Source organism: Xanthomarina sp. F1114 (genome assembly GCF_026410255.1).
In the GTDB taxonomy this organism is placed as follows: Bacteria; Bacteroidota; Bacteroidia; order Flavobacteriales; family Flavobacteriaceae; genus Xanthomarina.
Map to the genome: position 1 here is coordinate 22,968 of NZ_JAPMLL010000002.1, position 21,409 is coordinate 44,376.

19 protein-coding genes are annotated in these 21,409 nt (G+C 33.4%); 8 read left to right on the forward strand and 11 right to left on the reverse strand.

The annotated features are described in order from the left end of the window. Positions 1–97 precede the first annotated feature (97 nt). Positions 98–2,002, reverse strand: a complete 1,905-nt coding sequence (locus OS188_RS01435) for an ABC-F family ATP-binding cassette domain-containing protein (RefSeq protein ID WP_267147032.1) — start codon at positions 2,000–2,002, stop codon at positions 98–100. 67 nt (positions 2,003–2,069) lie between these two features. Between OS188_RS01435 and OS188_RS01440 the strand changes: the two genes are divergently transcribed. Then, complete coding sequence (locus OS188_RS01440) at positions 2,070–2,462, forward strand: DUF983 domain-containing protein (RefSeq protein ID WP_267147033.1); 393 nt, start codon at positions 2,070–2,072, stop codon at positions 2,460–2,462. Here OS188_RS01440 and OS188_RS01445 read toward each other — a convergent pair. The 8 genes from OS188_RS01445 to OS188_RS01480 form a co-directional block, all read right to left on the reverse strand. Beyond that, positions 2,443–3,489: an NAD(P)/FAD-dependent oxidoreductase gene (locus OS188_RS01445; protein ID WP_267147034.1), complete on the reverse strand. Its 1,047-nt coding sequence runs from the start codon at positions 3,487–3,489 to the stop codon at positions 2,443–2,445. The two genes, OS188_RS01440 and OS188_RS01445, sit on opposite strands and share 20 nt — an antisense overlap. Positions 3,490–3,587: 98 nt before the next feature. Further along, entirely contained in the window at positions 3,588–4,487 is a 900-nt protein-coding gene (porN, locus tag OS188_RS01450; RefSeq protein ID WP_267147035.1) for a type IX secretion system ring subunit PorN/GldN, read from the reverse strand. Between the two features lie 52 nt (positions 4,488–4,539). After that, on the reverse strand, positions 4,540–6,090 hold the full coding sequence (gene porM, locus OS188_RS01455) for a type IX secretion system motor protein PorM/GldM (RefSeq protein ID WP_267147036.1): 1,551 nt from the start codon (positions 6,088–6,090) through the stop codon (positions 4,540–4,542). A 53-nt stretch (positions 6,091–6,143) separates the two neighbouring features. Beyond that, positions 6,144–6,794 carry a type IX secretion system motor protein PorL/GldL gene (gene porL, locus OS188_RS01460; protein WP_267147037.1) on the reverse strand — a complete coding sequence of 217 codons (651 nt, stop codon included), beginning with the start codon at positions 6,792–6,794 and terminating at the stop codon, positions 6,144–6,146. Between the two features lie 86 nt (positions 6,795–6,880). Further along, on the reverse strand, positions 6,881–8,245 hold the full coding sequence (gene porK, locus OS188_RS01465; protein ID WP_524499584.1) for a T9SS ring complex lipoprotein PorK/GldK: 1,365 nt from the start codon (positions 8,243–8,245) through the stop codon (positions 6,881–6,883). Between the two features lie 169 nt (positions 8,246–8,414). Further along, entirely contained in the window at positions 8,415–9,581 is a 1,167-nt protein-coding gene (locus tag OS188_RS01470; protein WP_267147039.1) for a formimidoylglutamase, read from the reverse strand. Between the two features lie 24 nt (positions 9,582–9,605). Beyond that, positions 9,606–12,110 carry a type I DNA topoisomerase gene (gene topA / locus OS188_RS01475; protein ID WP_267147040.1) on the reverse strand — a complete coding sequence of 835 codons (2,505 nt, stop codon included), beginning with the start codon at positions 12,108–12,110 and terminating at the stop codon, positions 9,606–9,608. A gap of 279 nt (positions 12,111–12,389) precedes the next feature. Beyond that, a complete protein-coding gene (locus OS188_RS01480; RefSeq protein WP_267147041.1) occupies positions 12,390–13,160 on the reverse strand; it encodes a hypothetical protein in 771 nt (256 codons plus the stop codon). A 165-nt stretch (positions 13,161–13,325) separates the two neighbouring features. Here OS188_RS01480 and miaB point away from each other — a divergent pair, with 165 nt between their 5' ends. From miaB to groL, 7 genes are all read left to right on the forward strand, one after another. After that, a complete protein-coding gene (miaB, locus tag OS188_RS01485) occupies positions 13,326–14,771 on the forward strand; it encodes a tRNA (N6-isopentenyl adenosine(37)-C2)-methylthiotransferase MiaB (protein ID WP_267147042.1) in 1,446 nt (481 codons plus the stop codon). A 203-nt stretch (positions 14,772–14,974) separates the two neighbouring features. Continuing rightward, positions 14,975–16,234 (forward strand): sigma-54 interaction domain-containing protein, encoded by a 1,260-nt coding sequence (locus OS188_RS01490; protein ID WP_267147043.1) that lies wholly within the window; start codon positions 14,975–14,977, stop codon positions 16,232–16,234. Beyond that, complete coding sequence (locus OS188_RS01495; protein WP_267147044.1) at positions 16,231–16,737, forward strand: LptE family protein; 507 nt, start codon at positions 16,231–16,233, stop codon at positions 16,735–16,737. Before OS188_RS01490 ends, OS188_RS01495 begins: the two co-directional genes overlap by 4 nt. A gap of 4 nt (positions 16,738–16,741) precedes the next feature. Then, a complete protein-coding gene (locus tag OS188_RS01500) occupies positions 16,742–17,710 on the forward strand; it encodes a DUF8458 domain-containing protein (protein WP_267147045.1) in 969 nt (322 codons plus the stop codon). A gap of 2 nt (positions 17,711–17,712) precedes the next feature. After that, the gene (gene secG, locus OS188_RS01505; RefSeq protein WP_267147046.1) at positions 17,713–18,072 is read left to right on the forward strand and encodes a preprotein translocase subunit SecG; all 360 of its coding nucleotides are present in this window, start codon (positions 17,713–17,715) and stop codon (positions 18,070–18,072) included. Positions 18,073–18,222: 150 nt separating this feature from the next. Beyond that, entirely contained in the window at positions 18,223–18,498 is a 276-nt protein-coding gene (locus tag OS188_RS01510) for a co-chaperone GroES (RefSeq protein WP_267147047.1), read from the forward strand. Between the two features lie 100 nt (positions 18,499–18,598). Continuing rightward, entirely contained in the window at positions 18,599–20,230 is a 1,632-nt protein-coding gene (gene groL / locus OS188_RS01515; RefSeq protein WP_267147048.1) for a chaperonin GroEL, read from the forward strand. A gap of 95 nt (positions 20,231–20,325) precedes the next feature. Here the strand turns inward: groL and OS188_RS01520 are convergent, their stop codons facing one another. Next, complete coding sequence (locus OS188_RS01520) at positions 20,326–20,529, reverse strand: putative signal transducing protein (RefSeq protein ID WP_267147049.1); 204 nt, start codon at positions 20,527–20,529, stop codon at positions 20,326–20,328. Positions 20,530–20,754: 225 nt separating this feature from the next. Continuing rightward, positions 20,755–21,321 (reverse strand): hypothetical protein, encoded by a 567-nt coding sequence (locus OS188_RS01525; protein ID WP_267147050.1) that lies wholly within the window; start codon positions 21,319–21,321, stop codon positions 20,755–20,757. Between the last annotated feature and the right edge of the window lie 88 nt (positions 21,322–21,409).

Genomic DNA, 21,409 nt, shown 5'->3' on the forward strand with positions numbered 1-21,409 from the left:
TGAGTGAATTGTCTAACAATAATAGAAGTTTTATAGATTATAAACAAATTTAATCGATGAACTACATGATTTATAAAAAAAACAAGAAAATTTTAGATTACAAATTCTCTATGGCTTCATGAACATTTTCCCAATCTTCCATATGAGTTTCTAATTTTTTCTTTTTAGACTCGTAAGATTCAAAAAAGCTCGGATTAGAAACGGTTTCATCGTAATTTGCAGCTAAATCTGCATCCATTTTCTTAATCTCTTTCTCAAGTTGTTGAATTTTTGATTCCAGATTACTCATCTTATTATTTAAAGATTTTAACTTTTTTTGAGATTCATAAGATTGTTTATTGCTTTCTTTAGGTGTTTCTTTTATAACATCCCGTTTTTCAACTTCACGTAAATTTTCAACATTACGTTGTTGTAAATAGAAATCAATATCTCCTAAATACTCTTTTATTTTATGGTCTTTAAACTCGTAAACCGTATTCGTTAATCCCTGAAGAAAATCTCTGTCGTGAGACACCAAAATTAACGTTCCTTCAAACTTTTTAAGCGCATCTTTTAATACGTTTTTAGATTTTATATCTAAGTGGTTTGTAGGCTCATCCATTACCAATACATTAAGTGGTTGAAGTAATAGTTTTGCCAAAGCCAATCGGTTTCTTTCTCCACCAGAAAGTACACGAACGTATTTATCTACTTCTTCTCCTCTAAATAAAAACGATCCAAGAATATCTCTTACTTTACTTCGGTTGGTTTCGTTTGCAGCGTCAATCATGGTATCTAAAACGGTTTTATTACCATCTAAATACTCTGCTTGATTTTGAGCAAAATATCCAATTTGAACGTTATGTCCAAGCTTTAAATCTCCCTCATGCTCTAATTCTCCAACAATAATTTTTGCCAAAGTAGATTTTCCTTGTCCGTTTTGTCCAACAAAAGCCGTTTTAGTATCTCTTTCAATAGTTAGGCTAATATCTTTTAATACCTGAACTTGGTCGTAATTTTTAGTGATATTTTCAGCTTCTATAACTACTTTTCCTGGAATAATAGATACTGGAAAGTTTAGTTTCATTACTGCATTATCATCTTCGTCTACCTCTATCCTATCAATTCTATCTAACTTTTTTATTAAAGATTGTGCCATTGTTGCTTTTGAAGCTTTTGCTCGGAATTTTTCAATAAGCTTTTCGGTTTGTTCAATTTGCTTTTGTTGATTCTTCTGAGTAGCAAGTTGCTGCTCTTTAATTTCTTTACGAAGAACTAGAAATTGAGAATAAGGTTTGTTGTAATCGTAGATTCTACCTAAAGAAATTTCTATGGTTCTATTAGTAACATTATCTAAAAACATTTTATCGTGAGATACAATTACAACAGCTCCCGGATAGGTTTTTAAAAACCCTTCTAACCAGATAATAGATTCAATATCCAAGTGGTTTGTAGGCTCATCTAGTAATAGAATATCATTATTCTGAAGAAGTAGTTTTGCCAATTCAATACGCATACGCCATCCTCCAGAAAAAGTATCTGTAAGTTTCTCAAAATCGCTTCTTTTAAAACCAAGTCCTTGCAATATCTTTTCAGTTTCACCTTGATAGTTATAGCCTCCAAGAATTTCGTATTGATGTTGCAGGTCGTTCAAGTCAACCATTATTTGATGATAGCCTTCACTTTCATAGTCGGTACGGTTTGCTAACTGATAATTAATATCTTCTAGTTTAGCCTCAATAGTTTTAAGCTCTTTAAAAGCTTCGTAAGATTCCTCTAAAACGGTTCTACCTAAGACAAAATCGATGTCTTGTTTTAAAAAGCCTATGCTTAAGTTTTTATCAGCAGCTATTTGACCAGAGTCTGGCTCCATTTCCTTGGATAGGATTTTTAGCATGGTCGATTTTCCTGCACCATTTTTTCCAATTAATCCAACACTATCTCCAGGACTTAATTTAAAAGTTAGGTCTTCGAATAAATACTCTCCTTGAAAAGAGATGGATAGATTGTGAATGTTTAGCATTTTTGTGACTCTTGTTACACTTGTTGTTAAATAATATTCTAATTTTGCAAAAGTAATAGTTTTAGCAATGATAAAAAAAGGTAATAAACTTTATAGCATCTTTACAGGAACATGTCCTAAATGTCACCAAGAATCCATGTATTCCAACAAAAACCCTTATGTGCTAAAAGACGTTTTAAAAATTAAGGATCACTGCTCCAAATGCGAAACAAAATACCGTTTAGAACCTTCTTTCTTTTTTGGCTCTATGTATGTAAGTTATGGCGTAGGAATAGCTTTTGCCGTAGCTGCTTTTGTTATCAGTTTTTTCTTTTTAGGTAGTAGCCTAACTACAGCCTTTATTGCTATAGTTGCTACTTTAGTTGTATTTGCCCCAATTATTATGAGATGGTCCAGAAATATATGGATTAACCTTTTTATGCATTTTGATGAAAGTTTAGTCAAGGATAAAAACGACTAATGTCACATTCGCTATCAATCTCCTTACCGTCTTCTATATAATTAAATAATTGTTTGGCTACATAAGGTCCAATCATTACGCCTCTAGTACCAAGCCCGTTTAAAACATACATATTTGCATGTTCCGGATGTTTCCCTATTAAAGGCCTTCTATCTTTAACTGTTGGCCTTATTCCTGCTACTTGATCCACCACTTTAAAAGTACAATTCAAAAAAGTCTCCAGCTTTTTTAAGAGCTCTTCTCTCCCCTCTTTTGTAATACTATTGGTTTTATCCTTCCAATTGTAGGTGGCACCAATATGGTACAAATCCTCTCCTAATGGCAAAACAAATACACTGGATTTTAAGACATAATCGATTTTTAAATCGGGTGCATGTATAGTTAGTAGTTCGCCTTTAGACTCCTTTAAAGGAAGGTAATTAAAAAACGGATTTTGTTTTAATCCAAAGCCTTCAGAGAACACCAGATGAGAAGCAGAAATGTCTTGATAAGTAATCCTTTTTTCTTTAATTTCTATGTCAGTATAATTAAACCTAGTTTCAATAAGTCGGTCTACTTGTCTTAAATATGCTTTATATGAAGTAACAAGAACATTTGTATCAATTCTTCCCGTATCTAAAACTTCACCAAAACCAAAGTCAGCAAGAATCGAGGAATTGTTGTTTTTAATTATTTTTGAAGAAAGCATTTCTGACAGCATAGGATTATCTGATGCAGCAAACCAATTATTCTGTTCTTCGTGAGAAGTAAACCGTCTATAAACCGGGACTTTATAATCAATTTTAATTTGGAGCTTGTCTTCAATATTATGATACATAGGCAGAGCTATCTCTAATTGCTCTTTACTTTTCCAAACAGAAGTAAAGCGTTTTAGAACAACAGGATTGTATAAGCCTCCGGCCACTAAAGAAGACTGTTGTGACGAATTATCGAAAACAATAAAACTTTTATTAGCAGCAATTAGTTGCTCGCAAAAAGCAATTCCAGCTAGACCACAACCTACTATAATATAATCAACTTGTTTCATAAGTTACAAAAGTAAGCTAAAATGAATCTTTGATTGTATGGAATAAAAAAAACGTTCACTTTTGGTGAACGTTTTTTAAGTATATTATGAGATTCTATCTAGTAGGCCCACATATCTAATTCAAAGTTTCTAATTTTTTCTTTAATTCTATCAGATTCTAATAGTTGCATTAAAGCATTTTCAGAAATATATTCGGTCACCTTACGGTCTCCGTACACATTCTCCTCTTTATAAATATAACCATTAAAACGTCTAGAATTTAACAAGTGATCGTAAGAGAAAGGCACCGCACTGTTTTCGTTATTAAACGATTTTGCATCATGCAGGATTTCTCTAGCATCTGGGAAAAACACCCAAAATAAAGGAATTGGTTCTTTGTTCGCTTCGTCGTCAGAATCTATAAAGTTAACATCTGGTGCTGCTGGTGCAATTCCAAGAAGTCTAAATTTTAATTCTGCTTGACGCTTATCGAAATACCATAAACCTTTAATTAAATAAGCACTAATATCGTAAGAAGTAATATCACGTTTAATAATATACTCTGGATCTACATACCCATCTGCATTAAATTGCTCGTAACCAATATCTAGAGTATCTACTTTAGACATAGCTGATCGAATATCTTTTAATGTTCTTTTGGTTGTAAAATAAGAATCATCATAAATGTTTTCAATATTACCATCTTTAACGTTTTTCCAAAGTACATCGAATAAAGAACGTCTGTCTTTACCAATATTATTGGTATCTACAGGATAATATAATGGAAAATTAACACGCTCGTCTAATACAACTCTTTCCCAGGTCATTTTAGAAAACATAATATCTCTATCGTCCACATACCCATAATCCAATGGTTTGTCGTTATCTACTTCTCTTTGAGCATCGGTTCTAACACCAATCTCTTCAGGACTTTTAGCATTTAAAATATTAGCCTGAGAAAAGGAAGCAGATACAAACGATATGCTTAAAACGGTTAATAAAAAACTTTTATAATTCATCTTTTTAAATTTAATTATTAGGGCTTATCACTTTTTGAGATGATAATTTCTATTAGTTTGCTATCTCAACAATTACAGCTGAAACTCCTTTTAACTTATAAGAAGAATTTCCTCTAATTTGTGCTTTGATATCAAAAATTTGAACGTTATCTCCACGTCTTGCTTTACGTAAAGCATTTTTCGCTTGACTGTTCAGTTTAGTTCCATTTACGTTAACAGATGGTTGTCCTGGTACTTTAAATTTAAACGATGTAACTTGAATTGGTAATTCAAAATCAAAATCGTCTAACATAGCACCAATAGTAGCAATCTCTACAGAGTTACGAGGTAATTTTACAATACCATCTTGTCCACTAATAGTTCCAGTTGGTTTTGGAATATCTTTAATTCTAAATGTAGCTTTATCGCTAACTTTAGATCCATCAGGTAAAGTACCTGTTACATTAATTGATATTTCTCTTCCTGTACCAGGGTTCATTACGTATTTACCAACACCAGATGTTTTGCTTAATCCTGGAGCACTTGCAGATACGTTATTATCTGAGATACCCGCGAATGAGATAGTCATTGGGTTAGCAACCCCACGGTATACAACATTCATTTTATCAGCAGAAATAGTTGCTGAATTTGGTTTAGGAACAACAGCATAGGTAGATTTTACTGGAATAGAGATAATTGAATCTCCTTCTTTAAATTGAAATTCTCCAGTAATCTCTCTTTCTCCAACAGCACCTGCTGGGAAATCTAATAGAGTTTTACCTGCTTGCATGGCATCTGCTGATAATTCTTCTCCATTAATAACTACTTTGTCTGCTTTTAAGGTGGTATCCTTTTTTCCTAAGATAATTGTACCTGTAAAGTTTTCACCTGAAAAGAAAGCTGTTTTACTAGGTACCACAATCGCGTCAAAGTTTGTTAAAGAAGCTTCAACTTTTAACTTTCCAGCTAACATAGAAGATAAAACTTCAGATTGTGTCGTTTTTACGTCTGCTTGTAACTGAGTCATTTTGGTTAAAGATGCCACTAATGGAAACCCTTTATAATGGTAATCTAACCAATCTACCTTAATACCATCTCTATTTGTTACAGGTTCAGTTTCAAATTTATTTTTAACGTCTTCTGCAATACCAGCCATATCAGGGTTTTGAGATAATACTTCTACAACCCCATCTCTAAAGGTTGCGATTTGATTTAAAAACTCTTGCCCTTCTGGTTTCAATTTATCAGCTTGAAAGAAATTATTATCTAAATAATCTCCTTTGTCCATAACCTCATAATCTCTAGGATCTTTAACGGTTGCGGTCATATTTCCTTTCAATTCTTCTAAATAACTATTAAAGTTATCAGATAAGGTACTAATCTGATCAGCTTGTGCCTTTAAAGGCTGATATTTTGCTGGTTGTTCTGAAACCTTTTCTGCTAAACCTTGCATAAATGCTTCGTTTCTTTCAGAAGCTGCCTGATTGGATTCGGTTAACTTTTCATTCATTAAACCAAATGCCGATAGTACTTCTTTCGACATATTAAGTGCTAGCATGGCTATAAACACTAAATACATCAAGTTAATCATTTTCTGCCTTGCGGATAATTTTCCTCCTGCCATTTCTAATTAGTTTTGTAGTTAATTGTTAAAATTTAGTTTTAGTACTATACTAATTAGTTCTTATTCATAGCAGATAGCATACCACCGTATACACCGTTTAATGATGATAGGTTAGATGCTAAAGATTGCATTTGATCTTTTAATTTTGTCGCATTCTCAACTGCTTCTTCATTAATAGAAGCTTGACGGTTTACACTGTCTAATTGTACTTTATATAAACTATTAAGAGACTCCATTTGTGCAGCAGCTAAAGATAGTTCTTCACCATATTTTTTAGTAGCAGCCATTGAGTCAACTGTTGGGCTAATACCTTTTGCAGCTCCTTCAAAGTTTTTAATGCTATCTCCTAAGCTAGCCATTAATTCTCCATCTATTTTAGCCTCTTTTAATAAGTTATCCAATTTTTTAGAAAGTAAACCTTCAGCGTCTTGTGGTTGCTCTTGTTTTTTGCTAGAAGAAACTCCTTGTGCACCAGCTAATTCTGGATATACTAAAGACCAGTCTAAATCATCATCAACAGGCTCGAAAGCAGAAATTGCAAATACAATAGCCTCTGTTACCAGACCTAAAGTTAACATCACGTTACCTGTTAACGGTCCTATTTCAAAGTGAACGATTTTGAATAATGCTCCAATAATTACAATGGACGCTCCAAATCCGTAAGACATTACCATAAATTTCTTAAATGCTCTTGACTGTGCCATAATTTTAGTTTTTTAGTTTTTTAGTTAAGTGTTTAAGTTTGTACTTAAATTTAATTGATTAAATATTTGTGGTTGATTTATTATTATTAATTAGTTACTGCATTTTGAGTTACTTCTGTTCCCATATAATCTTGAACAGTTCTAAATCCAATATAACTTCTCGCAGAATCTGCGTATTCGTAATCTCTAGAGCTTACTTGTAAATAGTATTTTACATCTTTCCAAGATCCTCCACGAACAACTTTACGTTTGTTATTAATATCGTTAACACTAGGGTTAATAGTAGAAACATATTCGTAAGAAGCAGGATCGTAAGATGCACTTACCCATTCTGACACGTTTCCAGCCATATTGTATAAGTTAAAGTCGTTTGGCTCGTAAGATTTAGCTTCAACAGTATATAAAGCTTGATCTGCAGCGTAATCTCCTCTTAAAGGCTTAAAGTTTGCCATAAAACAACCTCTGTCGTTTTTTGTATATGGACCACCCCAAGGATAAGTAGCAGCTTGAAGACCTCCTCTTGCAGCATATTCCCATTCAGCTTCTGAAGGTAATCTATAAGAGTTTACAAAATGTTGTTTTCTGCTTTTTCTATAAGAATTATGATACAAAGTTCTCCATTGACAAAAAGCTTTTGCTTGTGTCCAAGAAACTCCAACTACAGGATAATCTCCGTAAGCATCATGCCAGAAGTAATCGTTGTGCATTGGCTCATTATAAGAGTATGCAAAATCTCTAATCCAAGCAGTTGTATCTGGATAAATCTCTACTTCCTCCTTAATAATAACATCTTTTCTTTTTAAAGATCTATTTTTAGCGGCTTTCTCGATGTCCATATAAGTGTATTGAAACTTAAATTTAGTAACATCCCAAGTTCTTTGACCATTATATGATTCCTCAAGTGGAATATACATAGTATCCATTACCTCAGCATAATACTCATCTGGATAATCTGCCGTGTCAAATAAAATTTCAACATCGTGATTCAGTTTTCTTCCTTCGTAACCAGTTGGCCCTAGACCACTATAGTTATCATACATGTACTTTTCGTAAACAGTCATGTTTTCAGGATCTGAATCTTTAAAAGCGTATTCTCCAATACCTCCGTTTCCAGGAACTTCTCCAATTTCATCAGCAAGAATAGCTAATTTAGTTCTAATTGTAGAATCTCTTACCCAATTTACAAATTGACGATATTCGCTATTTGTAATTTCTGTAGCGTCCATATAGAATGACCTAACAGTTACTGTTTTAGAAGGCGCATCATTAATACCTGCTAAATCGTCGTCTGCTTTACCCATTATAAAGGCTCCACCAGGCACTAACTCCATACCAAAAGGCTGTTCAGGATGCCACTTCTTTCCTTTAACACCCACTAACTGACCTCTGTCTCCAGAGCCACAACTAGCTAAAAATGTTAAAACTGCGGTTAATAAAATAAACTTCTTCATATCCATAGAAAACTCGAGGTTAATAATTTAATTTTTGTGTCTTAAAAATTTTAAGAGCGTAAACATATCTATATATTTTATAAAAAACAACTTTTTTTTAAAAAAATTCACGCTTCATCGTGAAAATAATGCGGTTCAACGATGAAAAGAGCGAATTTTAACACAGTCGTCATATACAGTTTTTTTGATAAGCCTTGTACCACCGATCTGGCAACTTATTATTACAGGCATCTAAATAATCTCCATGCATGCATGGTAATAACGTATGTCTTTTTAGTTTAGTATTCACTTCCTCTAAAAAAGGAATTTCAATCCACCAACGTTGTGTTTTTATACTTTTATAAAACACCAATTCTTGATCGTCGACCAAAGTAATGAATTTCTGATAACTTTCGTCATTTAAAAAGTCATCATCTTTAATTCTACAATTTACTCCTTCTATAAAGTACCAAATAATTTGCGCAACCATCATAGAAGTAATAGCATCATCTGAAGATGGCTTATACTCATATATTCCTATTGAAGAAACTTTATTACTTATTCCGGCGTATCTGGAGATGGCACAAATCTCTTTTCCATCTAATCCGTTGGGAGAAGATTTTTGTCTAGAACTCAATTCGGAAGCTTTTATGGCAGTTAAATCAATACTAACAATATTAGCATCTCTTAAAACGGGTTCTGCCAAGGTTATATCATTTGAAACTTGACCTAATCTATAAGATTCAAAATAGAGCTTATCCATTAAATCTATTTCCTCTTGTGAGTTGAAATAGGTCTGGTAGCCTAAAGTTGCATAATTAAATAGGTTATAAGGCTGGTCTAAAATTATTTTACCCACAAAGCTATCGTTCTTTATAGGTTTAGCAGAATCTCCTAAATCGAATTTAGAATCTACATTAACTATATTAACCATTGGCGCTAAAGTATCATAAGCACGATAGTTAGCATAAGTTAAATCTTGACTCCCTCCTATTATAATAGGAATAATGTTTTTTTGAACTAAAATATTTATAGTTGTCTTTAACGCAAAATACGTATCCTCTACAGATTCTCCCTTATTAATATCTCCTAAGTCGGCGATAGTTTTGTGCCAACTTCCTGGAAATAAAGAATAAAGTGATTTTCGAATCTCATCTAAATCAAATTCTTCTCCTATATAATTGATATCGTTCCTGTTTTCAAGAACACCAATTATAGCCATATCCACATTTTCCAATTCTGGAATACCTTCTTGCTTAGAATGAATCTTGATTTTTTTTCCTAAGGTTTGTTGAGACAATAACTCGTTATGAGCTAGGACCATATCGGAAACAGGAGAAAGAAAATTAAAATTCATTAGACCTTATATATATAGCTTTAATTATTTTTTCTTTTTAGTTGTTTTTTTGGCTGTAGACTTTTTCTTAGTTGCCTTCTTCTTTGGAGCCTTTTCTTCTATAAGAGTTTGAGCTTCCTTTAAAGTCATTTTAGATACATCCACAGTTTTAGGTAATTCAATTTTAATTTTACCTTTAATAACATTGTGCCTTCCCCATCTTGCCTTCTCTACTTTTATCCCTTCTTCTTCCCAGTGGTGAATTACCTTGTCTATCTCTTTCTGAATTTTCTCTTCAATAAGTGTTACAATATCTGTGTCTGATAGATTGTCCCAATCGTACTTCTTGTTTACATTAATAAACATATTGTTCCACTTGATATATGGACCAAAACGACCTTTACCTTTTTGAACTGGTAAATCTTTATACATATATATAGGAGCGTCTGCTTTTTGTTTTTCCTTAATTAAAACAATAGCATCGTCTAATTCCACACTTAACGGGTCTACTCCTTTTGGTAACGACACGTATTGAGAGCCAAATTTTACATAAGGTCCAAAACGTCCATTATTTACAACTACTTCTTCGTTTTCAAAAGTTCCCAGTTTTTTTGGAAGTTGAAATAAATCCATAGCTTCCTCATAAGTAATAGTATTTAATTGTTGTTCTGGAGAAAGACTAGCAAAGGTTGGTTTCTCTTCATCGTCAACAGTTCCAATTTGAACCATTGGTCCAAATTTTCCTAAACGTACACTTACTTGTTTTCCTGTTTTTGGATCTTTTCCTAAAATGCGCTCTCCAGATTCTCTATCAGCATTTTCTTGAACATCTACTACTATAGGATGAAAATCTTTGTAGAAATCCTTCATCATCTTTGTCCAATTGACTTTTCCTTCTGCAATATCATCAAAGTCTTCTTCAACTTTAGCTGTAAAGTTATAGTCTAGAATATTTTGAAAGTGATTTACCAAGAAGTCCGTAACAATCATCCCAATATCTGTTGGAACTAATTTCCCCTTATCCGAACCTACTTTTTCGGTAAGCATCTTATCTTTTACTTGACCGTTTTTTAATGTTAACTGCGAATAATCGCGCTCAACACCTTCAACAGTCCCTTTTTCTACATAATTTCTATTCTGAATAGTAGAAATTGTTGGTGCATAAGTAGACGGTCTACCAATACCTAACTCTTCCAGTTGTTTTACTAAAGAAGCCTCAGTATATCTGTATGGAGCTCGCGTATAACGCTCTGTTGCTGTAATATAATTATTAAGAAGCGCCTCGTTAGATTTCATTGCCGGTAACATACCTTCTTGCTCGGTATCTTCGTCGTCTGTGCCTTCCAAATACACTTTTAAAAATCCTTCAAAAGTGATTACCTCTCCATTTGCAGTAAAAATTTCTTTGTGGGTTGAAGCACTGATTTTTACGTTCGTCCTTTCTAATTTAGCATCGCTCATTTGCGAAGCAATAGCACGTTTCCAGATTAAATCGTATAATCTAGCTTGATCTCTATCTATATCTACAGAGTGTAACGAAAAATCTGTAGGTCTAATAGCCTCATGCGCCTCTTGAGCACCTTTAGATTTTCCTTTATAATTTCTTGGTTTACTAAATTTTGTACCGTAAGCATTTTCAATTTCGGTTTGAGCGCCTTTTCTAGCTTCGTCAGATAAATTGACACTATCTGTTCTCATATAAGTAATTAAACCTGCTTCGTACAAACGCTGTGCTAAAGTCATGGTTTTACTTACCGAAAAATATAATTTTCTAGCTGCTTCTTGTTGTAAGGTTGAAGTTGTAAAAGGTGCAGCTGGGGATTTTTTAGCTGGTTTTTTCTCTAATTCTGCAACCTTAAAATTGGCTGTTGCATTTTTCTCTAAAAAGCTTTGTGCTTCTTCTTTAGCACTAAAGTTTTTTGGTAATTTTGCTTTAAATGCCTGTCCTGCTTCATTAGCAAATTCAGCATCTATTCTATATGAACCTACAGGCTCAAAATTTTGAATTTCGCGCTCTCGCTCTACAATTAGTCTTACAGAAACCGATTGCACACGTCCAGCAGAAAGTCCGCCTTTTACTTTTCTCCAAAGTACAGGCGAAAGCTCGTAACCTACAATTCTATCTAAAACACGACGTGCTTGTTGCGCATCTACCAAATCGTAATCGATTCCTCTTGGGTTTTCAATGGCTTTATTAATGGCCGTTTTAGTAATCTCGTGAAAAACTATTCTTTTCGTTTTCTCTTCTTCCAAGTTTAGAGATTCGGCTAAATGCCAGGCTATAGCTTCTCCCTCTCTATCTTCATCACTTGCTAACCAAACCATATCGGCTTTCTTAGCTAAGTCTTTAAGTTTCTTAACAACTGCTTTTTTATCTTTGGAAACTTCATATTTTGGTTTAAAATCTCCATCTACATCTACTCCTAATTCTTTTGAAGGTAAATCTGCAATATGTCCAAAACTAGATTCTACCTTGAAGTCTTTTCCAAGGAACTTTTCTATGGTTTTAGCCTTTGCAGGTGACTCAACAATTACTAAATTCTTCGCCATTTATCATTTTTTAAGGCTACAAATGTATGTGAAAAAAAATATATCTACCTAATTAATAAATTATTCAAGTGCATTTTATCGACATTTTTCTGATTTTACCCTCTAAAAAACACCTTTAATCGGCTGACAAAATAATAAGCATTAACTCGTACTAATTCAACAGCAGTCGTAATACCAATGATTTCGTTATAAATAAAATAAGTTGGAATTTAAGAAAGATAAAGAGTGATAAAATTTTCTGAAGGAATAATAATTCTATCTATAATATGGTAAGTTTTATTATTCCAAATTAGATTCAGTATGAATTTCAACAGTTGTATTCCTGTCATTTTTATGAAATCCAACCACTTCTTTATAAATAAAAAGAGGAGGTAAATAAACTATAGAGATTGTTAACACAACTCCAATTCCACAAGCAATTAAACCCAACATACCAATTACTCCGGCAACAAACATGGTTATAAAAGTTAAAAGCCATTTTTTATTACCTAACTGAAAACTTAACTTAATTATAGCTAATTCTTCTAATTCTGGATTATTAGCTAGTATAACAGCAAAAAAAGACAAAGGTATAAACACATATAAATAAGGTACAAAAAACATAAGTTGAGCAACAACGGCTATAGCGGTATAAATAATTCCCAACATAAATACTTTAGAAAAATAGGCCTTATTAAAGAAAAAGAAATAATTTTCATCTATATTTTCTTCTAACATAAACTGTCTGCACATTCTATAAAAGGCTGCAAGAATAGCAAGTGTTACCGTATTAATTAAAATAGTTTGTGGTATTCCGTAAATAGCACTCAGAAAATAAGTGTCGTAAAAATTAGCAAGATCGAAGTCCTCTTGGAAGGTTAAATTTTGTGGTGTTAGTCCAATAAGTCCAAAAACCATAATAATTCCAAAAACAAAAACTACAATCATTAAAACAGCAATAAACCCCTTTAACCAAATATGTTTAAATAATTCGATAACATCATTAATAAGATTTCCAAAATCTAGTTGCGGAGCATTTTTAATTCTGGTTTCTAATTCGTGGTAGGTCATTAATAGCTGATTTATTTAGGGTTTAAAAGTACTTAAATTCTCTTACTTCTTACAATAAATTTAACACACTGTCACTTTGTCACTTTCCTTAAAATAATTGTATCTTTGCTGCTTCTTGTTCCAACGGGCAGAAAAATTGACTAAAAATAATTTTTCAAAAGAACTATGAATAAAGTTATAGACGAAAGTAAACAAGGCGAAAGTCTAGTTTTAGAAAATAAAGAACAAAATTCACGTAAGCTTTATATTGAAAGTTACGGCTGCGCCATGAATTTTAGCGATAGTGAAGTTGTAGCCTCCATTCTTTCAGATCAAGGATACAATACCACACAAAATCTTGAAGATGCAGATTTGGTTTTAGTAAACACCTGTTCTATTCGGGATAAAGCCGAACAAACCATTAGAAAACGTTTAGAAAAATACAATGCCGTAAAACGCACCAATCCTGGCATGAAAGTAGGTGTTTTAGGATGTATGGCTGAACGATTAAAAAGCAAATTTCTTGAAGAAGAGAAAATTGTAGATTTAGTTGTTGGTCCAGATGCCTATAAAGACTTACCTAATTTGCTTGCCGAAGTTGAAGACGGAAGAGAAGCTATTAATGTGATTCTTTCTAAAGAAGAAACTTATGGCGATATTTCTCCAGTACGCTTAAATAGTAATGGAGTAACTGCTTTTGTTTCCATTACTCGTGGGTGCGATAATATGTGCACGTTTTGTGTGGTTCCGTTTACAAGAGGCCGAGAAAGAAGCCGTGACCCACAAAGTATTTTAGGAGAGATTGACGATTTGTGGACTAGAGGTTTTAAAGAAATTACACTTTTAGGACAGAATGTTGACAGCTACCTTTGGTATGGAGGAGGCTTAAAAAAAGATTTTGATAAAGCAAGCGATTTACAAAAAGCAACAGCCATACATTTTGCTAATCTTTTAGATATGTGTGCTAAAGCATATCCAAAAATGCGTATTCGTTTTTCTACTTCAAATCCTCAGGATTTAACTTTGGACGTGATAGAAACCATGGCAAAACACAACAATATTTGCAAGCATATTCATTTACCTGTTCAAAGTGGAAGCAACAGAATTTTAAAAGAAATGAACCGTTTGCATACTAGAGAAGAATATTTCGCTTTAATAGATAATATTAAAAGAATCCTTCCAGAATGTGCTATTAGTCAAGATTTAATTGCTGGTTTTCCAACAGAAACAGAGCAAGACCATCAAGATACTTTAAGTTTATTGGACTATGTAAAATACAATTTTGGTTTTATGTACACCTATTCTGAAAGACCAGGAACTATGGCAGGACGTAAGCTGGAAGACGATGTGCCAGAAGATGTTAAAAAACGTAGGTTAGCAGAAATTGTTCAGCGTCAACGCGAACATAGTGCTATTAAAACTGAAGCATATTTAAATACGGTGGTTGAAGTTTTAATTGAAAAGGAATCTAAAAAATCGGATGCTGAATGGTCTGGAAGAACGTCGCAAAATAGTGTGGCCGTTTTTCCAAAAGAAAATTATAAAATTGGCGATTTAGTCAATGTAAAAATAAACGATTGCACCAGCGCCACTTTAATTGGGGTAGCTACTGGATTATCGGATAATAATTAGCGAATTCCTGCAATTGCGGGCATTTTATAAATTAAACTCTGTAGCTGAATTTATTATAGAATACGAAAGGGAAGTAGGTAGAATTAGGTCAACAATCAATGCTTCTTTATCAATCGGTAATCAATTTGAACCAAATAGTTTCACCTACGATTATATAACAAAGTACTAATTAAAAATTATTTCTGCTTTTGCAGGGAATTAATATGGAATCCATTCAAGCAACAAAACAACGATTTGGAATTATTGGTAACGATGCTAAGCTTAATCGTTCCATAGAAAAAGCTATGCAAGTGGCACCAACAGATATTTCAGTTTTAGTAACTGGAGAGTCTGGGGTTGGAAAAGAGAGCATTCCCAAAATTATCCATCAATTATCACACAGAAAACACGGAAAATACATAGCTGTAAACTGTGGAGCTATCCCAGAAGGAACTATCGATTCCGAGCTTTTTGGACACGAAAAAGGAGCTTTTACAGGTGCTACACAAACAAGATCTGGATATTTTGAGGTAGCCGATGGAGGAACAATCTTTCTAGATGAAGTTGGCGAATTACCGCTTACCACACAAGTACGCTTATTGCGAGTTCTAGAAAATGGCGAGTTTATTAAAGTAGGCTCTAGTCAAGTGCAAAAAACCAATGTGCGCATTGTAGCGGCTACTAACGTAAATATGTTCGAAGCCATTAAAAAAGAAAAGTTTCGTGAAGATCTTTACTACAGATTAAGCACCGTGGAAATTCACTTACCGCCATTAAGAGAAAGAAAAGAAGATATTCACTTATTATTTAGAAAATTTGCAAGCGATTTTGCATTAAAGTATAAAATGCCAACTATTAAATTAACAGACGATGCCGTAGTTGTCTTGTTAAAATATAGATGGAGTGGAAACGTTAGACAATTACGAAATATAGCCGAGCAGATTTCAGTTCTAGAGCAAAATAGAACTATTAATGCAAGCACACTGGAAGGATATTTGCCAAACGAAGGCAGCAATTTACCTGCCGTTGTTAATACTTCTAAGTCTGAAAGCGATTTCAGCAATGAGCGCGAAATTCTATATAAAGTCTTATTCGATATGAAAAGCGATATCAACGACTTAAAGAAACTAACCATGGAACTCATGAAAAGCGGAAGTGGCAAAGATGTTCAGAAGGACCAAGAAGGACTTATTCAAAAAATATATGGAGAAGAAGACGAAGAAGATGTTACTATAGAAGACTTAGAAATTTTAGCTATTGGAGAGAAATCAGAAGACAGTTTCGAGCCTTCAGCAGAACCACAAGATAAATACCATTTTGCTGAAGAAATTGAAGAAGAAGAAACTTTATCTTTACAAGACAAAGAATTGGAACTTATAAAAAAATCGTTGGAACGCCATGAAGGCAAACGCAAACTAGCAGCTGCCGAATTGGGAATTAGCGAACGCACCTTATATAGAAAAATAAAGCAATACGACTTATGAAATTATTAAAAATACCCCTTTTAGTGCTTGTTTCTATTACCGTTCTGGGGTGTGGTGCCTATTCATTTACTGGAGCTTCTATTCCCGCTAGCACAAAAACTTTTCAGGTTAATTATTTTCAAAATAATGCTATTTTAGTAGAACCTGGACTAGATAGAGAGTTTACAAATGAATTGGCAGATTTACTTTTAAATCAAACCAATTTAGAGCTAGTTAATTCAGGAGGAGATTTGGTGTACGAAGGAGAAATTATTGAATACAGAGTCTCTCCAACTACAGCAACTGCAGACAATACTGCTGCTCAAAACAAATTGACCATTACAGTAAATGTACGTTTTTATAATAGAAAAAATGAAGAAGACGATTTAGAACAGCGTTTTTCTTTCTTTAAAGATTATGCCGGAGATGCTAACCCTGTTGGAGCTCAAAAAGCAGCCCTTATAGAAGAAATATTTGAAAGACTTACACAAGATATCTTTAATGCAACCTTAGCTAAGTGGTAGTAAAATGAATCAAACAGCTTTTATAGACATCCTCCAGAATCCGCAAGACATAAGTTCTGAAAACACTTCAGCCTTATTGGTCATTACAAAAGAGTTTCCTTATTTTCAAGCGGCTAGAGCATTATATCTTAAAGGACTTAAAAACAAAGAAAGCTTTAAATACAATCAAGAACTTAAAACTACGGCCGCATATACTTCGGATAGAAGTATATTATTCGATTTTATTACTTCTGAAGAGTTTCTTCAAAATAAAATTTCACTTTATATAAAACAAAATACAGCTCATTTAAGAGATATTGCTGTAGAAGTAGAAGATATTTCGGTGGATAAGAATGTAAGTATCGATGACAGCCTAAACAAGCAGATTGAGGATACCACTGGAATATGGGATCCGGATTTATTTGAACCTAAAATAAAAAAAGAAAAGCTAGCTCATTTTGGTCCTGAATCTTCAGATGAAGAATTACCAACACATATTCAAGAAAACTTAGAGAAAAATGTTGCAGAAAATCCAACTTCTCCAGACGACGTTTTACAACTTGGAAAACCCTTAGATTTTAATAAAAATGAAACCCACTCTTTTAACGAATGGTTAAAAATAGCAAGTTTTAAACAAATAGAAAGACCAGAGTCTAATTCTGAAAAAGAAGTAAATATTGAAGAAACTTTGGAAGAAAACTCGGAAAGCAACCGGGATAAAAAATTCGATTTAATAGATAGGTTTATCTCTAAGAATCCTAAATTAAAACCCAAGCAAAAAACAAGTAACACTGGGAATATTGCTGAAGAACAGATGATTCAACCCGAATCTTTAATGACAGAGACATTAGCCAGAATTTACTTAGAACAAAAAAATTATAAAAAAGCTATTCAATCTTACAACATTTTAAGTTTGAAATATCCAGAAAAAAGTGGTTTCTTTGCAGACCAAATTAAAGCAATAAAAAAATTACAAGAACAAAATAACAAATAACAATGAGTACGTTTACAATATTTTTAGCATTAATTGTCGTTGTTGCCTTTTTACTAGTAGTAGTTATTATGGTGCAGAATCCAAAAGGTGGAGGACTATCTTCTTCATTTGGTGGTGGTGGAACACAGCAATTAGGTGGTGTAAAAAAGACAACCGATTTTTTAGACAAGAGTACTTGGGCTTTAGCAACATTAATGTTAGTTCTAATTCTATTATCTAATGTAGCTATTAACAGAGGTTCTGGCGCAGTAGATTCTAAAGCATTAGACATGGATGCAACTACTCAACCAGTTGTTCCTACAACGCCTGCAGCTCCGGCTCCAACAAACAATACTGAAACTGAACCAGGATCAGACCAATAAAATTGTTTCAAAAATTTACAATACATGCCAACTAATTTAGTTGGCATTTTTTTTTGAATGAAAATTTGTCAGCCAACCTATAATGGCACATTTTTAGCACTCTCCAATGGCAGTAAACAATTTATTAACTAAATAAAAAACAATATAACTATGGGCTTAAACATTAAACCTTTAGCAGACCGCGTTCTTATAGAACCAGTAGAAGCAGAAACTAAAACAGCTTCTGGAATTATCATTCCTGATAACGCCAAAGAGAAACCGCAACAAGGTAAAGTTATGGCTATGGGTAAAGGCACAAAAGACGAACCAATGACTGTAAAAGTTGGCGATACCGTTCTTTATGGAAAATACGCTGGAACCGAACTTAAACTTGAAGGAAAAGATTATATAATGATGCGTGAAAGCGATATTCTTGCAATTATATAATTATAACTCCTGCTTTTGCAGGAACCTCAACAATCGACTTTCAAAAAATAATATTAAAACAAATAGTTTCCTGCACAGCCAGGAATAAAAAATTATAACGATGGCAAAAGATATAAAATTTGATATAGACGCTCGCGACGGATTAAAACGTGGTGTCGATGCATTGGCAAATGCAGTAAAAGTTACTTTAGGACCAAAAGGTAGAAACGTTATTATTGGTAAAAGCTTTGGAGCACCACAAGTAACTAAAGACGGTGTAACTGTTGCTAAAGAAGTAGAGTTAGAAAATGAGCTTGAAAATATGGGAGCTCAAATGGTAAAAGAAGTAGCGTCAAGAACTAACGATTTAGCTGGTGACGGAACTACAACTGCTACCGTTTTAGCACAAGCAATTGTAAAAGAAGGTTTAAGAAACGTTGCTGCTGGTGCAAACCCAATGGATTTAAAACGTGGTATAGACAAAGCAGTTGAAGCCATTACAAAAGACCTTGAAAAACAAGCTAAAAAAGTAGGCAACTCATCAGAAATGATTAAACAGGTTGCTGCAATTTCTGCAAATAACGATGATACTATTGGCGAATTAATTGCTAAGGCTTTTGGTAAAGTTGGTAAAGAAGGTGTAATTACAGTTGAAGAAGCAAAAGGTATGGAAACATACGTTGATGTGGTTGAAGGAATGCAGTTTGATAGAGGTTACTTATCGCCTTATTTTGTAACAGATGCTGATAAAATGATTGCCGATTTAGAAAATCCGTATATCTTATTATTCGATAAAAAGATTTCTAATTTACAAGAAATCCTTCCAATATTAGAACCAGTTGCTCAATCTGGTCGTCCGTTAGTTATTATTGCTGAAGACGTAGAAGGACAAGCCTTAGCTACTTTAGTAGTAAATAAATTAAGAGGTGGATTAAAAATAGCGGCAGTAAAAGCTCCAGGATTTGGAGACAGACGAAAAGCTATGCTAGAAGATATTGCTATCTTAACGGGAGGTGTAGTTATTTCGGAAGAAAGAGGATTCTCTCTTGAAAATGCAGATTTGAGCATGCTTGGTACTGCTGAAACTGTAACTATAGATAAAGACAACACTACAATTGTTAATGGTTCTGGAAAAGCTAACGATATTAAAGCTAGAGTTAGCCAGATTAAAACGCAAATTGAAACAACTACAAGCGATTACGACAAAGAAAAACTTCAAGAACGTTTAGCTAAATTAGCTGGTGGAGTTGCTGTACTTTATGTTGGTGCTGCAAGTGAAGTTGAAATGAAAGAGAAAAAAGACCGAGTAGACGATGCTTTACATGCAACAAGAGCTGCTGTAGAAGAAGGCATTGTTGCTGGTGGTGGTGTTGCTTTAGTTAGAGCTAAAGCTGTTTTAGAAAAAATTACAACAGAAACTTTAGACGAGGTAACTGGAATTCAAATTGTTGCTCGTGCTATAGAAGCTCCTTTACGTACCATTGTTGAAAATGCAGGTGGAGAAGGAAGTGTTGTTGTTGCTAAAGTAATGGATGGTAAAGCTGCTTATGGATTTGATGCCAAAACAGAAACTTATGTAGACATGCTTAAAGCTGGAATTATCGACCCTAAGAAAGTAACTCGTATTGCATTAGAAAATGCTGCATCAGTTGCTGGAATGATCTTAACTACAGAATGCGCGTTAATAGATATTAAAGAAGATGCTCCTGCCATGCCTCCAATGGGTGGTGGCGGTATGCCAGGCATGATGTAATTAGAAAGCTTGACACACATTTTATAATAACAAAAACGCCTCAATTTCTTGAGGCGTTTTTTTATATCTATTAATTCTTATTAAAAAAAGAAAAATTATTCTAACATGTCTTTTAAAAGAGCTTTTGCTTTATGCGCGTCGGCTGTATTCACAAAAACATCAATTTCCCCAAGAATTCCAGGGTAAGAGGAATCTGATTTATTTATTTCAAAATAAGTAATTCCTGCCTCATCTAGTGCATTTTTAATTCCCGACACTATAACTTGAGAATTTCCCGAATAAATTAATTTTCTATCCATATTGTTTAATTTTTTTAAGTGTTTCTAAGTTACGCATTTTAGCGTCAATTCTCAAAACTAAAAAACAATTTAAAAACTCGAAAATTTCTGTAAAAACTGCTAACAAGGTTTTAGCTAGAAATAATGCCAAGGTCTAACCCTAATTCATAATTAACTAACACAGGCAGATAGAATACCGTTAAGATTAAAAAGTTAATTAGAGAATTAAAATATAGCACTATTGTTTTAGTTTGTTGCAGGTTGTGCGCCTCCTATATAATTTAACTCAGCCCAGTCCACAATATCATAAGATTCAAAAGTTTTCTTCCATTCTAATTCTTCTCCTTCTGGGACATTAAAATGTATTATCCCTCCGCTTAGTCCAGCATCATATTTCTTTTTTAATTTTAGTAATATCATTGTTGAAAGCCAATCTTCCTGATATTGTGTATTATTAATTTCAAAGAGCCTGGGAAATACAGAAATTTGATTTGTTTGATAGTGTAAATAACCAGTAACAAACCAATCTTCTCCGTCGTTAGTGTATGGTTTATCATTGAGGTAATCCAAAACGTATTGTAAATTAGTAGCAGGCAAATCTGAAGTAAATGTTATAGAATTCAAATTCTCAACAGTGTGTTCAAACTCATTGATAAAGTTGAATATTTGATTAATACCTGCTCCGCTCCTAATTCCAACTAGTACATCGGTAGGGACAAACTCTCTAGTTTCTACCTCTCCTTTTATATCATCATTTTGACAACTAACTACAAGAAGTACTAAAAATAGTAGAAGTATTTTTACGTTTTTCATTTAGATTTGGTTTTAGTTTCCCACAAATCTAATCTTTTTATAACAAAAATAATCCTAGAGAAAGAAAACATTGAGTGTCTGGATGGCT